This is a genomic window from Vibrio sp. 14N.309.X.WAT.E.F5, from assembly GCF_030397615.1.
Lineage (GTDB): Bacteria > Pseudomonadota > Gammaproteobacteria > Enterobacterales > Vibrionaceae > Vibrio > Vibrio lentus.
The window spans coordinates 219,139-233,202 of sequence record NZ_JAPNXR010000005.1 but is presented as its reverse complement, the minus strand read 5'-3'; the positions used below and the strand labels follow the sequence as shown (position 1 = coordinate 233,202).

The following is a 14,064-nucleotide window of genomic DNA, read 5'->3' as shown; positions in this document are numbered from 1 at the left end:
TGAAGTGTTGAGTGGTAGTTCGAGAGCACTTGAATGATTGGTAGAGATTGGTTGGCAGAGAGTTATGTTTAGTGTCCCACTGAATAGTTTTGTACATCGTGTGAGTGATAAAAGCCAAGTGATGGCGAATGCGACTGAGTGTGGATGCCAGTTGAAGCGAGTTCGACGTTCACGCAACTGGCTGTTGGTGGCTCAAGATCATCAACTCATTGAATTTAAAACCATGTTAACTCATGAAAAAGACGATTGGATAGCAACTGCAATAGACAAAGTACTGCCTAAGCCTGTGGTGTGTTTGGCATCGTTGTTAGCCGCTACGCCCTCGATGACGGTTGCGCAGTTAGTGATGGAATCAGGATGTTCAATGGCAGAAGCAAGGCGTGCGATTGATGAGCATGAAGGGTTGTAAGCGCAAACTATAAGTGAATAGGTTGGTTGTGAAAAGAGAATCGCGAGCAGCAAAAAGCCCGTAACGATATTATGCTTTTTCAGCGCAATATCGTTACGGGCTTTATCATCTGTGCTTGTGCTGCTGTTAAGCTAAGCCATGTGGCTTATAAAGCGTTTACTCGATTAAGAGTTAGCGACTTTTACACGAATCGTGTTGCTGCCAAGCTTTGACATGTTCAGCTTGTTTAGTGCCGCTTTCGCTTCTTCGTGCTCTGGCATTTCAACAAATGCAAAGCCTTTAGATTCGCCAGTTTCTTGGTCTAAAACTAGGCTGCACTCTTTTACTGAGCCGAACTCAGAAAATAGAACACGGATGTCTTGCTCAGCAGTAGAGCGCGATAGGTTACGAACTAGAAGTTTCATAATAAACCTTGAATATGAATTTACGCCGAGCATTGTCGCACACTTTCATGCTCACCCTCACAAATAATTAGCTCGAATAGCTCTGTTTACCTGTTCGACGCTCTCTTTGACCGTTAACCGCGGTTTATCGTGATATCTGATACAAATCCATGCTCAGTGCTGGTTAACGCCTGTTGCAGCATTTGAGCGGCTTCTTGAGCTGTCATAAAGCTTGAAGTATCCATTGCTTTGCCGCTGGTTCCCCAAAACTCTGTCGCCATTCCGCCGGGATAAACCGCAACAATTTTCATCGGGTGACCTTTGAGCTCCAACCTTACCGATTCGATAAAGCCTTTTACTGCCCATTTTGCTGCGCAGTAGGTGGACTCTTCTGCTTTAGCGCCTTGAGCTGCGGTCGACATCACGACCGCAATGGTGACGGGTTGATCTTTGTAACGCTGAACAAGCTCGCGAATCAGAAATATCGAGGACTCGATATTGTTTTTTAGCATGTCACTGATCGCCGCTGGATCTTGCTGTTCTATCTTACCGAAGTATCCACTGCCAGCGCTGTGAACCACCAGTTTTGGTGTTTCTGGCAAGGCATCAAGCAGTTCGCTCACGGAGTGCGGGTCACATAGATCACAGGTTTGGCTAACGGTATCTGCTGGCAGGTTTTTCGCTAATTCAGCTAAACGCTGTGAGCTGCGGCCAGTGATCATTAAGCGCTGACGGCTGTTTGATGCGTTCGCATATTGCTTAGCTAAAGCTGCGCCTAAACCGCTGCTTGATCCGGTGATTAAAATCATGGGGACTCGGGATTGTTGAATTGAATCGAGATAGTAAGGCTTTGAAAGCTTGTTTTCTGAGATCTAAGACCAAGATGCTGAGGCTCATGACTAAGATTGCTCGATAGAATTGAGGTTTGAGAAAGTGATGTAAGCCAGGAAGGAAAAAAGAAGGAGTACTAAAAAGTAAAAACGCCGGCATAGGGCCAGCGCTTTTGAAAATCAGATTACTCGTCGTCGAACTGTTTGGTCGTGAATGAGTCTTCGATTCTGTTGAGCTCTTCTTGATCTTTCACTCGCTGTTCTTCTTGGCGAATGACTTTTGCTTCATTGAAGCGTTTCTTTTCCGACTTAGTCAGGAATTTTACAGCTTTCTTGTTAGTCAGTGCGTAAGCAACTACGTCTTCGCCTTTTTCTCTGCGGTCGTTTACACGTTGTGAGAAACGTTCATTGTCGCGAGCTTTACGCTCCGCTGAGGTCAACTTGCTCATGCTTTAAAGCCTTTTCAATTATTCATGGTAGGGGATCTACGCTTAGCGAAACAATGGGGAAGTGCTCATAATTGGTGGAACTGTGTGTCACGTTCGCTCAACTGAGTTTAGCCCATTTGTATGCTGGTGGCGCATCTTAGCACAAAGGCTTGAGCATACAGGTATGCTATTCGAGGGATTAAACAGAACAACCCACAATTTTCTGTTGTGGGTTGAGATTGCATTGTGGGTAGAGATTGTTTACGGGCTGATATTAAAAGGCGGGCTGAGATTGTCTTTTGGGGTAAAGGTTATCGCTGATGGAGCTGAGAATCAGAGACGACAGTTAATTAAAGTTTCTCGATATACAAAATCACTTCACCGACTTTAAAGCCGAACTTAGACATCTCGGTTTTGTTGAACAGGCGTTTGTCGTCCATCAAGAACATCCAATCATCAAGCACTACTTCATAAGTGCTACCGTCTACTTCGATTTCCAAATCGTATTTCCAGTAAAGCGCTGAACCTTGGGTCTCTCCATATGCCGTGCCCACGACATCGTTGGCGGTGCCTGTGTAGGTGTTGTCACCGGTTTTGATGAGGTTCCAAACGCGGGTTGAACGCTCGCCATCAGCAAAGGAGAACCACTCTTTGATTTCTCCGTTGTCTCCATCCCAAGTAGCGATGAGCTTGGCATCAAAGCGGCGCAGTAAGTTACCAGAGCGGTCAAGCACGATGCCGTAGGCCATCAATTCACCGTCAAAGAAGGTTTCCAGCTTGAGCTCTGGGGTCGTGTCTGCGTGGTTCTCTAAACTTGCAGAGCCACAACCTGTTAGCCAAGCGAGCGACAATATTGTCAGGGCGAGTTTGATTATTTTTGTTTTTGGACTCATTTATTTAAACCTAAAAGTTGTTTGCGTAGGCCGGGTTCAGAGGTGTTTTCAGACAACCAAATCGCTAAGAAAGCGTCACCAAACTGCTTGTCTTGGATGATACCGATAGGCTGTTCATCGAAGTAAAAACGACTCACGTTGTCTTCGGTTACGCGGATAGTGAGTGTGCTTCCAGCTTCTACGTTGGGCCACATCTCGTACAAAGGCTTCAACCAACGTTGGATATTGTTGTTGGAGTAACCAAGTTTGCTCCATTGATCTTGGGTAGCATCAACGAGGTCTTTGCTGTCAATCGAACGGTAATATTCAAGCTTTAGAGCGCGTTCAGAATTGGTTGGGGTCGCGTAGAATTCAGCTGAGTAGAGTGTCCAAAACAGGTAGCTCATCTCACCTTGGCCGCGTTTGCTTAGATTATCTACAGCAGAGGCCTTCGCATTTCCGGTGAACAGCAGTGCCGCACAAATGAGGGTTAAGGTGACTAAGCTAAATAGTCGATTTCTTGATTGCTCTCTTGTTTGAGTGCGAACGCGACTATCATCGCTCTCAGATTTGAACGCTTGCGTAGGGTTGCGTGGAAAAGCCATAAGTCACCTCGTTGTTGCCATTTTGGGTTGTACTAAGTTGGAGTAGGCGGCCACCAGTAAGGGCAACAAAATCCCCCAACTTATTGCAAGGGCAGCTAGCACCGATGCATCTGGCCAAGTAGTAAGAAGGGCACCTGCTTTGATGCCTCCCCAATAACTACTAGTACCTGCTACGAACCCTATGACAAACAAGATCACTTTTGAGCATTTTAAAAGCCAATTCAGGCTGTGATTGAAACTGATTAAGAACATGATCCACAGGCAAATGAGCCAAACTGGAAACCAAGATTGATTAGCAATTTCAGAGTCGACGGCAAAAATACCGAAGTGGAGCATGAGGCTATCAAGCAATAGCCCCAATGGTAATAAGATGAGTATTTTTAAGTCGCTACTGCGAGTTGGAGAGAGAAGGAAGTGAACCACCACGATCAATGGCGTGACGAACGGGGCTTGCGCGGTAAAGAAGGCGCTGCAAACCCAGGTCGCTTGAAACAGAACGAGATTAATAATCCAAAACCGTTTCATCTTTTGCTCCAAAGTAACGAGGTTTTCTTGCGACAAGGTGATGAGTACTGATCACGCGCTCTAGGAATGCCCCTTCGCAGTAACAGAAGTAGAAGACCCAAAGGCGTTTAAACTCTTCTGAATAGCCTAGTGACTCGAGCTCTTCCCAGCTGTTTTCAAAGGCGACGTTCCAGTCATTTAGTGTGCGAGCGTAGTGAAGGCCAATGTCATCAATTTCTTGGACGACAAGGTCGGTGCTGGTCGCGAGATGTTGAGTCATCACGGCAACCGAAGGTAAACAACCACCGGGGAAGATGTACTTCTGAATAAAGTCGACGCCTTTACGGTATTTATCATAACGACTGTCGGCAATGGTAATCGCTTGAATCAGCATTTTCCCTGAAGGCTTCAACAGAGAAGAGCACTTTTCAAAGAAGGTTTGTAGATATTCATGTCCGACCGCTTCTATCATCTCGATAGAGACCAACTTGTCATACTCACCAGTGAGGTTGCGATAATCTTCTTTAAGCAGAGTGATTTTGTCTGTTAAGCCGAGCGCTTTGACTCGCTGTTCTGCCAGCTCGTGCTGAGCATCTGAAATGGTCGTGGTCGTAACGTGGCAGCCGTAGTGCTGAGCCATAAATATCGCTAATCCGCCCCAGCCAGTGCCTATCTCAACCACGTTATCTGATTCAGACAGTTCTAAACGCTCACAGATGGTTTTCATTTTGTTCTGTTGTGCTTTCGACAGGGTTAACGCATCTTCGCTATAGATAGCAGAAGAGTATTGCATTGAACTGTCTAGGAAGCACTCATATAGTTCGTTACCAATGTCGTAGTGGGCGAGAATATTACGTTTGGAGCCTTGCTCGGTGTTGGCGTTCTTACGGCGTAGCAGTAAATTTTTGATTCGTGAAATCCATTGCGTCTTGTCATCAAGCTCGTCTAACTGTGCTTGATTTCGAGCCATGATTTGAATCACCTTGGTGAGATCTGGGCTGGTCCATTTTCCATCAATATAGGCCTCAGATGCACCAATACTGCCGCTCATTACTACATCTCGATAAAAGCTCGCATCATGGATAACAATTTGAGCGCTTAAGGTCGCTTCTCTGTCTCCGAACACTGAATGTTGGTCTCGTTCTATTACTTCGAGTTTTGCGAATTGCAGACGTTCTAGAACCTTGAAAATCAGAGCTCGATATTTGCAGTTGCTTGAAACAGCAACGGCTTTAGCTTGTTGTTCTACGTTGTTGTTTTGTTTTGCAAGCTGTTCCATGGAAACCTCGCTGAGAAATTGTTTTAAATTTAGTTTTACTGGCTGAGGGTTAGAACTGTTGTTCTCGTTAAGCCAACCCAAGCCTTCAATTTAGACGTCTTTATGGCGTTTTAGACGCTGAGTCTGGATGCGCCACAAACGGTACTTTTTTCAGAAATAATTTGAGAGCCTGAAAATAGATACCCATTACAACCTTAATTGTCATTGCTGGGATCTTCAGTACCGTTTTCCTAATGTTTGCTTTTGTTACCGACTGCTTTGAGAGTGCTAGTGTGGCATCAAAAATCTTGTCGCTACGATGACTCTCGATGTGTACTAACGTCCGTTTCGTTGGTGGTTTTATTTTCCACAAATAGTTCATGTCTAAATCCATGAACGGCGAAACGTGAAACTCTTTTTTTACTTTCAACTCTTTGTGCATGTCGATGAGATAATAGTGTCTTTCTCGCCAAGGCGTGTTGCTCACTTCGGCTAACATATAGCTGCAATCACCAGTCTCGTCGTAACAGAAAAAACAGTTGATTGGGCTGAAATAAACCCCTAAACAACGGCACTGAGCCAGCATCGTCACACGGTTTGATATAGACCAAACCCCACCAAGTTGTTGTACTTTGGATGCTATACGTTGCTTAAGTGATTTAGGTTCATCAGTCGTGACATTTTCTTTTTTTTCAGCGAGATAATCCGATTCGACAAAGCGAATCGGGTTATACCATTGAGTACCGAATAAGCGACTGCGAGTGGTTGTTTGAGGGATTTCATCGAGATCTAATCCCATCATGTACAACTGGTAGCTAAATTCATGAGTAATATCGCCAAAGCGACGGTGTCGTACGTTGCCCCAGTAAATGCCGCTGAGCTCTTCACTCTTTTCAGATGCGACCCCCATGTCGGATGTGATGGTGTGAGTGTTCATCGTACTGAACTCGTGCTCAAATCTAGGCCGAAGCGCTTAGTCACATCGAGTGCACTGTGAACACCGTCTTCATGGAATCCGTTGTACCAATAAGCGCCTGCAAAGTGGGTGTTGTTTTTACCGCAGATCTGCTCGCGCTTATGTTGGGCTTCTACCGTATTCGAGTTAAGCACCGGATGATGGTAAACAAAGCTACGAATGATTTTTTCTGGGTCGATGGCTTCACTTTGATTCAAGGTGACACAAAAGGTGTATTGGCTTTCGATGCCTTGCAGAATGTTCATGTTGTAAGTCACACAGGCAGGTCGTTTACTGTCGCCATCCAACATGTAGTTCCAGCTAGCCCAAGCCAGTTTACGGTCGGGTAACAGGTTGGTATCCGTGTGCAGAACCACCTCATTTCGGCTGTAAGGGATCTCCCCTAGTACCTGTTGTTCTTGTTCAGTTGCGTCGCCCAGCAAACGTAGGGCTTGGTCTGAGTGACACGCAAATATTACCTCGTCGAAGTCTTGTGTGCTGCCATCTTCGAATTCAATGGTAACCCCTGACTGTTGGCGAATGACTTGCTTAATCGAGGTGTTTAACGCGACCGGTTTATTCAAGAATGAAAGGATGATCTCGACGTAAGAACGCGAACCTTTAGGGATCACATACCATTGAGGACGATTGGCAATGTCTAACAGGCCGTGATTGTAGAAGAACTGGATAAAGAACTTGAGTTCGAATTCTTCCATCTCTTCCAAGCTTGTCGACCAAATAGCCGCACCCATAGGTAGGATGTAATGCTGACTGAAAAAGTCGGAAAATTGATTCTCGCGCAGGAAGTTGCCAAGGGTAACATCTGGCGTGAATTGGTTGCTTTCGAACTGGGCTTTACACAGCTTATTGAACTTGAGGATGTCAGATACTAATGACCAGAATTGAGGTTTGAAAATATTCCTCCTCTGAGCGAATAACGAATTGATGCTGTGGCCGTTGTATTCGAATTTAGTCGTGGTGTTGTGAACGCTGAAGCTCATCTCCGTAGGTTGCCTTTCGACACCGAGTTGCTCAAGCAATTGGTTGAAGTTTGGGTAGGTTCTGTCGTTGAAAACGATGAAGCCAGTATCAATTGAAAACGCCTTGCCTCGGTGTTCAATATCAACCGTAGCAGTGTGCCCGCCGACGTAGTCATTTTTCTCGAATACCGTAACGTCGTGGTGCTTATCTAATACATGTGCGCAAGTCAGTCCAGAGATACCTGAACCTATAATGGCGATTTTTTTCATTGTTATACCATCCTTGAAGCGAGTTTTTGCCAAACTGGAGTCGGTAGCATTCTTAGTAATTTCATTATTAATATGAATCGTCTTGGGAAATCGATCTCGCTCTTTCCTTGAGCAATACCATTTACGATTCGTTGAGTGGCTGCCTCGCTACTAATAATCATAGGCATAGCGAAGGAGTTTCGCTCGGTTAATGGTGTTTCAACAAAGCCTGGGTGCACAATTGAGACATGAATGTCATGCTCGGCCAGATCAACTGAGAGTGTTCTACCTAAGTAGGTAAGAGCGGCCTTTGAAGCGCCATAAGCTTCGGCTCTTGGCAATGGTAGAAAGCTCGCGCTTGAACTTACCAAAACCAAGCGGCCGCCAGGCTTGATGTTTTTTAGCCAAGCTTTAAGGGCGTAGCCAATTGAAATTAGGTTGATGTTGATGACGCGCTCGAACAATTCTGCGTCGAAATTGACAGGATCGTCGATGTACTCACAATCACCCGCGTTCAAGATCAGTAGGTCGAGCGGCTTATCTTGTTCGAGTGCTGGGAAATTGTGGTAATCGGTTAAATCAAAACAGAGTGGGTCAATTGACGAGTGCGATAAGTCTGTCTCGTGAGAATCAACTAAGGCTTGCAGTTTGTCTTGATTACGGCCGCAAGCAATCACCTGATGCCCTTGTTGAGCATAATCTATAGCGAGTGATTGGCCGATACCTGAGGTCGCGCCTGTGATCATAATACGCATTATCGGCTCGCTCTTTTTTTGATGGATTTGATCGCGCAACCTAGTACTGGGATGTGCTCGTACAGCATCGATCCCACATCCAGGTAATCGCGATGATAAACCACTTGGTTGTCCAACATTTTAATATGACTATGCCCTTGAACTTCAATCGGCTTTTGTCCGTTGAGTTGTTTGTGAGCGAATTGCATTGTCCAATAAACGGATGCTTCATCTTTCACTTCAAAGGTGTGTTCGATGTGGAAGTAACAGCTAGTGACTTGTGTGTAGAGGTTCTCGAAGTAATGAGTTAACGCGACAATCCCACTGACATGATGCAGTGGGTCTTGGAATTCGATATCAGGGTGATAAACCGTCTTTAGCACGTCGAAATTGTCGGTTCCGAGTTCTCGATACATGTTGAGAAAGTTATCAAGCCATAGAGAGTTATCCATAATATTCACTCTAATTATTTGAAAAAGGCTAAGGCTCTCAATCGTGCTTCTTTGTGTTCAACGATGGGTTGCCAGTATTCGCTGTTAATTCCGTTTTTTGCAATGTAATCATGTGGAAAATGCACATGCTTGTCAGGAATATTTTGCAGCTCTGGTATGTACTTACGAATAAAAATTCCTTTCGGATCAAACTTTTCACTCTGTGTGATCGGATTGAAAATTCGAAAGTAGGGTTGAGCATCACAGCCAGTACTTGAAGCCCATTGCCAACCGCCATTATTGGCGCTGAAATCACCATCGATAAGGTGAGACATAAAGAAGCGTTCGCCCCAGCGCCAGTCAATCAGCAGGTGTTTGGTTAGGAAGCTTGCTACCACCATTCTGAGCCTGTTGTGCATCCAGCCTGTCTCAACCAATTGACGCATCGCTGCATCAACTAATGGGTAGCCTGTCTTACCCTCACACCAAGCCTTAAAGCTAGGGTTGTCGTGATACCAATCTAAGCCGTTGTATTTCTGCTGAAAGTTCGCACCTTTAACCAGTTTAGGATGGTGGAACATCAAATGCTTATAAAAATCTCGCCAAATCAATTCATTAAGCCAAGAAAAGGCTGGCAACTGAGTATCAAATAACAAGTCCGGCTGTTGTTGAATCAATTGAATCGCTAACCATCGTGGGCTCAGAGCGCCAATGGTTAAGTAAGGGGAAAGGCCAGACGTGCCTTTTACCGATGGAATATCTCTAAGGCGAGAATAATCGTTAACTTTATTGGCTAAGAAATTGGGAATCACGCTCTCAAGGACGTCTTGGCTTAGTGGCCAACGCTCTGAATCGGTACGCGGAAAGTCGAAATCGTACTCGCCAGAAAAACCACTTAACGATTGTTTCAGTTGTGATGGATTCTGAAGCGAATCCGTTTCAGATGAACCTGCTTGCGCTGATCCTGCTTGTGCCGATCCTTTTGAATGCACAGGAGCGTGGCTGCAAATGATGCCTTTCGCTTGCACTTCTTTTAACCATGCGTTTTTGAAAGGTGTGAAAACCTTGAACATCTCACCTTGTTTATTCAGCACGCTACCTAATGGCAGAATCGTATCGCAGTCGGTTATTTTCAGCTTTATACCAGTAGCGATTAAGCGTTTGTCTCTTAACTGCTCATCCACTTCCGGCTCTGAATTGGCATACACACATGTCGCATCGACCTGTTTGCACAAGTTGATGAGTTGAGTGGCTTGATCGTTAAAATCTGTGGCTTTGAGGTGCAGCAGAGTGATACCGAATTCAGCGAGTTGTGATTCGAATTGTTTCAGGTGGCGATAAATGAAGTCCGCTTTTATCGGTGCCAGGTGATGTTGTTGCCATTGCTGCGGGGTTGAAATAAAAACGGCGATAGAGACGCCGTTTTCAACTGCAGAGACGAGCGCTGGGTTATCGTGAATCCTCAGGTCTCGTCTTATCCATAGAATGTCGCTCAATATCCGTATCTCAGCTTAAGTTCTTGTGGGTGCGGGTTTAGATAAACTTGTGATTCTAGGTACTCGTTTGGGTATTCCATCAGATAGTGATTAATCAGCGTTAGTGGAACTAACAGAGGAACTAGCCCTTCTCTGAATGATGAAATCTGATTGGTGAGCTCTTGTTTATGAGCGCTGCTCAGTTGTTTCTTAAAGTAGCCTTGCAAGTGATGCAGAGTATTAGCATGACTGCCGCGATTTGCATGGTGCATTAGCGCCGTCATCAGACCTTCGATGTACTTGTCAGCCAACTCATCGATCTCTAAATCGTTACTCGCTAAAAGTTTGCCAAGGCTCTTGTAGCCTTCAATGTGGTGACACATCACTAGGTATTTGTGAGCGCTGTGGAATTGAATCAGTTTGTGTTTGGTGACACCTTCATCAACAAGATCGAGCCATTTTTGGTAAGTGAAGACTCGAGTCATAAAGTTTTCACGCAGAATTGGATCGTTGAGGCGACCATTCTCTTCTACTGGAAGGAGGGGATTGCCTTGCATTACTTGCTGAGTGAACAAGCCAACGCCTGTCGATTCAGACCCACGCCCGTGGTGGTGGTAAACCTTTACTCGCTCCATGCCACAGGTTGGGCTTTTCTGACACACAATGAAACCTGCGATGTGTTGGTTGTTCTTTGAATAGTTTTGCCCAAACTCGATCAGTTCATCGGTGACATCGCCAGAACCATCAGGTCGAGAAACATGAATAATATCGTCTAACATTCTTGTTTGACGGATCGTAGGACGAGGTGTTGGAAGTCCAACCCCCATCTCTGGACAAACTGGCTCAAGCTCTACGTAGTCTGCAAGATCGTCTGTGCAAAAACGAGAACGCTTATGGCCAGTATCGAACCGAACTTTATGACCGGCGACACATGCACTAATGCCTATTTTTATTTTTTTATCCATTGGTCAATTCCTTACGCTCATTGCTCGTTGTTATTCTTATATTGTGTGTTTTGTTGCTTATTAAACATTACTTTAGTTCGGTTTTTACTTCTCTTACTAGCCAACTCTATGAGTCTTGTGACGTATCCGATAAATCTTTTAAAACTAATAAATGTATTTACCCAGTGGGTTGAACAATTGGCTCACCCCTTTAGTGAAATACAAGGCATCACTTGAAACGGTTAAGCACACACAGCCTTCTTTGGTCGCAGGCTGATGAGTGTGTTCTCCGTCTAACCAGATGAAGTCACCTTTGTTGTAGACGCCCATTTCATCTTCGAAGCTGCCTTCTAAAAGAAGCGTGATCTCGAAGCCTTTATGAGTGTGACAAGGCACCTGTCCATCCTTATCTATATGCAGCAAGCTGGTGTGGTGTGATTCGTCATCAAAATCGAGACGTGCGCGAGAAATCTTGCCCAAGTTCAACCAGTCTTTTCTTGCGACTGAATTGAGTGCGCGAGGAATCGTGAAGGTTGTGTTAGACACAGTCTCTTGTTGCGCTTCAACAACAACTTCGACTGCCTGTGACAAATCAGCTGTGATCTGGTCAATAGCATCAAAATCGAACTCCCCATCGTCAGATAGGAACGCATCCATTTCGCTGTCAGACAGTTTTAGCCCTGCTGTGTCATTTTCAAAGGCAGATGTATCGCTTTCAAAGACTGTGTCAGCGGCTTGCGCTGTCAACATGCTTACTTGTTTTTGACAGTGTTCGCAAAGCTCTACATGGCTAGAAACAATCAGTGAAACCGAATCCGCTAGGTTGCCATTGACAAAATCTTTCAAGATTGCCGCATTTGGGTGATGTTTAATCATGGTCTTGTTCCCCCATGTGAACTTTTAGTTTGGCGAGTGCGAGTCTTAGACGTGATTTAACAGTTCCAAGCGGGACATCGAGTTGTTGGGCGAGTTGCTCTTGCGATAACTCTTGGAAGTAGACACCTTTCACAATGGTTTTTTGAGCGAGAGGCAGCTTTTCAATTTGAGTCATTACATGACGGCTCATTAGATGATCGCCAAACTGAAGCTGATCACTTTGTGACTCGGCTACCATGGCGTCAATTGGCCAAATGTCGTCAGCGATGGTTTGCTCTGCTTTCGCCTTCACCTTTCTTAACATATCAAAGGCGGCGTTTCGCATAACGGTATAAACCCAAGTGGTCGCTGCGCCTTTCTCTTCATTGTAGAGATGCGCTTTCTTCCAAACGTTGGTCATCGTGTCTTGGACTAGCTCGTTGGCAGCGGCTTCACCGCCCAACTTACTGATGCCAAAACGCTTGATTTTGGGAGCAAAGAATTTAAACAAACAAGTAAATGCCTGCTTATCTCTGTCTGAACCAACCAAGATCAGCCAGCTTGAGAGCTCTGTAGGTACCTTACTTTCGGTAGGTAGTTTGTTGTCGGGGATAATGACATGCTCCTTGCCGTTCCCTGTTCTTCTGCTTTCCACTTGCATAGTAATTAACCATCATGCGAATTTGATAGACACTACGCGGAGAGTGAGAGTAGGGATCACTTTATTTTAAATTAATTTCTACTATACAAAATTATAGTGAATAAAAGTGCTTATTGCCCTGTAATGATTTGATTCAAAAAGGGAACTAAAGACGGAAAACTAGCGGGTTCTGTGAATTTGGTTTTCTTTTCCAATGGGATAGGCATCATTTCGAGGAGTCGAGCACAGATCCATTGAGGGCTTTCAAAGTCAGGCGTGGGGTAAAGTGCTCTGATTGAATCGTGTTCTCGAAACAACTCGACAAGAAATGCAGTCACCACGTTCGGCACCTTATAGCTGTGTTGTGGCCAGTGAGGTAAAGGGCGGAAATCACTTTTTATTAAATCATCTGTGTCGCGGAAGGACGAGTGAAGCTGCACCAACTGTTCGCCTTCAACATCGATTTCCAAGATTTGATCATCGGACATATTGAAATCGACAATAGACACTTTTGTCCCCCAAGAACTCAGACGTTCGGAGTTGGTGTCGTCCTGAGTCGCAATGATGAAGCCGTCTCCCTGCGCAGCATGAGCGACCATTTTCAAATACTTGGGTTCGAAAATACGCAGTCTTTGTCTGCCTCTTGGCAAAATGAATAACGGTAGAGGAAACACCGCAAGCTCTTGAGAAGTCTCTACGGGTGTTTCTGATTCGGTTTCTATCCGTGTCATCTTCTCAGCTGAATTCGGCACATAGCACTCCTTAGTTCATACATGATTGAGTCTGTACGGATTTGATTCGTACGTAATTCAGAGATGTATACGCGTGCTCGTTGAAGTTCGATCAATGTGGGGTGATGTATTGAACGGGAAGTTAGAGAGAGGGAGACATGGTTTTTTGTCGCGTTTATTCGCAATTTAATCGGTTTAACCTTTTTTAACTTACGTCATTAGGTAATATGGGTTAAGAATTAGTCAATGGGTAGATAACAAGTGACACGCTTATCTTACGTTGCTTATCTCTTAGTTCTTCTTTACCTGACATCACATCAAAGGAATGGTCATGATCGTTATTTATGGTATCAAAGAGTGCTTAAATCCGATTAAGTTACAGCTTTCTAATGTCTTACAACAATGTTTGAACAGTGAGATGGGGTTACCTGATGACAAACGAGCGCATCGGTTTGTACCATTAGAAAGAGATGATTTCTTTTATCCCGAAGGGCGAACAGAAGCTTACACCGTCATAGAAATCAATATGATGGAAGGGCGAGCGGTGAATACCAAAAAGCGCCTGATTAAGAAGATATTTTCTGAAATAGAAAAGCAGTTGGCCATCTCCCCCATTGATATCGAGATCACCATCAAGGAGCAGCCATCGCATTGCTGGGGCTTTCGAGGCATGACTGGCGATGAAGCCCAAGATCTTAAGTACAAAGTCAAAGTTTAGGTAAATCGCGTGATAGCGGCTTCAGAGCTAGGTGTTTGAGCCGCTAACTTGATTCTATTTTGT

Annotated in this window: 18 protein-coding genes; 2 read left to right on the top strand and 16 right to left on the bottom strand. The window is 44.8% G+C overall.

Translation table 11 applies throughout. The features are described 5' to 3' along the window. The first annotated feature begins 64 nt into the window (after positions 1 to 64). Positions 65 to 409 carry a ribosome recycling factor family protein gene (locus OW495_RS08530; protein WP_099165963.1) on the top strand — a complete coding sequence of 115 codons (345 nt, stop codon included), beginning with the start codon at positions 65 to 67 and terminating at the stop codon, positions 407 to 409. Positions 410 to 573: 164 nt separating this feature from the next. Here OW495_RS08530 and OW495_RS08525 read toward each other — a convergent pair whose 3' ends face one another. The 16 genes from OW495_RS08525 to OW495_RS08450 all read right to left on the bottom strand — a co-directional run bounded on the left by OW495_RS08525 (position 574) and on the right by OW495_RS08450 (position 13,304). Further along, complete coding sequence (locus tag OW495_RS08525) at positions 574 to 813, bottom strand: RNA-binding protein (RefSeq protein WP_017106751.1); 240 nt, start codon at positions 811 to 813, stop codon at positions 574 to 576. A 113-nt stretch (positions 814 to 926) separates the two neighbouring features. After that, positions 927 to 1,601 carry an SDR family NAD(P)-dependent oxidoreductase gene (locus tag OW495_RS08520; RefSeq protein ID WP_017098839.1) on the bottom strand — a complete coding sequence of 225 codons (675 nt, stop codon included), beginning with the start codon at positions 1,599 to 1,601 and terminating at the stop codon, positions 927 to 929. Positions 1,602 to 1,807: 206 nt separating this feature from the next. After that, positions 1,808 to 2,071, bottom strand: coding sequence for a hypothetical protein (locus tag OW495_RS08515; RefSeq protein ID WP_017098840.1), 264 nt, complete (start codon positions 2,069 to 2,071; stop codon positions 1,808 to 1,810). Positions 2,072 to 2,400: 329 nt separating this feature from the next. Next, positions 2,401 to 2,943 (bottom strand): DUF3833 domain-containing protein, encoded by a 543-nt coding sequence (locus tag OW495_RS08510; protein ID WP_017100703.1) that lies wholly within the window; start codon positions 2,941 to 2,943, stop codon positions 2,401 to 2,403. After that, a complete protein-coding gene (locus OW495_RS08505) occupies positions 2,940 to 3,527 on the bottom strand; it encodes a chalcone isomerase family protein (protein ID WP_102513751.1) in 588 nt (195 codons plus the stop codon). Before OW495_RS08505 ends, OW495_RS08510 begins: the two co-directional genes overlap by 4 nt. A gap of 3 nt (positions 3,528 to 3,530) precedes the next feature. Then, the gene (locus OW495_RS08500) at positions 3,531 to 4,052 is read right to left on the bottom strand and encodes a DUF2878 domain-containing protein (RefSeq protein WP_102268100.1); all 522 of its coding nucleotides are present in this window, start codon (positions 4,050 to 4,052) and stop codon (positions 3,531 to 3,533) included. Next, positions 4,030 to 5,310: a cyclopropane-fatty-acyl-phospholipid synthase family protein gene (locus OW495_RS08495; RefSeq protein WP_102513752.1), complete on the bottom strand. Its 1,281-nt coding sequence runs from the start codon at positions 5,308 to 5,310 to the stop codon at positions 4,030 to 4,032. The genes OW495_RS08500 and OW495_RS08495 overlap by 23 nt, the downstream gene beginning before the upstream one ends. Positions 5,311 to 5,410: 100 nt before the next feature. Further along, entirely contained in the window at positions 5,411 to 6,226 is an 816-nt protein-coding gene (locus OW495_RS08490) for a DUF1365 domain-containing protein (protein ID WP_102513753.1), read from the bottom strand. Continuing rightward, the gene (locus tag OW495_RS08485; RefSeq protein ID WP_289885999.1) at positions 6,223 to 7,494 is read right to left on the bottom strand and encodes an FAD-dependent oxidoreductase; all 1,272 of its coding nucleotides are present in this window, start codon (positions 7,492 to 7,494) and stop codon (positions 6,223 to 6,225) included. Before OW495_RS08485 ends, OW495_RS08490 begins: the two co-directional genes overlap by 4 nt. A gap of 2 nt (positions 7,495 to 7,496) precedes the next feature. After that, positions 7,497 to 8,228, bottom strand: a complete 732-nt coding sequence (locus tag OW495_RS08480; RefSeq protein WP_102513755.1) for an SDR family NAD(P)-dependent oxidoreductase — start codon at positions 8,226 to 8,228, stop codon at positions 7,497 to 7,499. Beyond that, entirely contained in the window at positions 8,228 to 8,659 is a 432-nt protein-coding gene (locus OW495_RS08475; RefSeq protein ID WP_017085002.1) for a nuclear transport factor 2 family protein, read from the bottom strand. The genes OW495_RS08480 and OW495_RS08475 overlap by 1 nt, the downstream gene beginning before the upstream one ends. A 14-nt stretch (positions 8,660 to 8,673) precedes the next feature. Beyond that, a complete protein-coding gene (gene phrB, locus OW495_RS08470) occupies positions 8,674 to 10,134 on the bottom strand; it encodes a deoxyribodipyrimidine photo-lyase (protein WP_102513756.1) in 1,461 nt (486 codons plus the stop codon). Beyond that, positions 10,131 to 11,078, bottom strand: a complete 948-nt coding sequence (locus tag OW495_RS08465; protein WP_102513757.1) for a DUF523 and DUF1722 domain-containing protein — start codon at positions 11,076 to 11,078, stop codon at positions 10,131 to 10,133. Before OW495_RS08465 ends, phrB begins: the two co-directional genes overlap by 4 nt. Positions 11,079 to 11,222: 144 nt before the next feature. After that, a complete protein-coding gene (locus OW495_RS08460; protein WP_102513758.1) occupies positions 11,223 to 11,933 on the bottom strand; it encodes a ChrR family anti-sigma-E factor in 711 nt (236 codons plus the stop codon). Beyond that, positions 11,926 to 12,573 carry a sigma-70 family RNA polymerase sigma factor gene (locus OW495_RS08455; RefSeq protein ID WP_009846090.1) on the bottom strand — a complete coding sequence of 216 codons (648 nt, stop codon included), beginning with the start codon at positions 12,571 to 12,573 and terminating at the stop codon, positions 11,926 to 11,928. The genes OW495_RS08460 and OW495_RS08455 overlap by 8 nt, the downstream gene beginning before the upstream one ends. Positions 12,574 to 12,683: 110 nt before the next feature. After that, complete coding sequence (locus OW495_RS08450; RefSeq protein ID WP_102513759.1) at positions 12,684 to 13,304, bottom strand: LON peptidase substrate-binding domain-containing protein; 621 nt, start codon at positions 13,302 to 13,304, stop codon at positions 12,684 to 12,686. A gap of 310 nt (positions 13,305 to 13,614) precedes the next feature. On the opposite strand from OW495_RS08450, the gene OW495_RS08445 reads away from it, so the two are divergent. After that, the gene (locus OW495_RS08445) at positions 13,615 to 14,001 is read left to right on the top strand and encodes a tautomerase family protein (RefSeq protein WP_017070218.1); all 387 of its coding nucleotides are present in this window, start codon (positions 13,615 to 13,617) and stop codon (positions 13,999 to 14,001) included. Positions 14,002 to 14,064 lie beyond the last annotated feature (63 nt).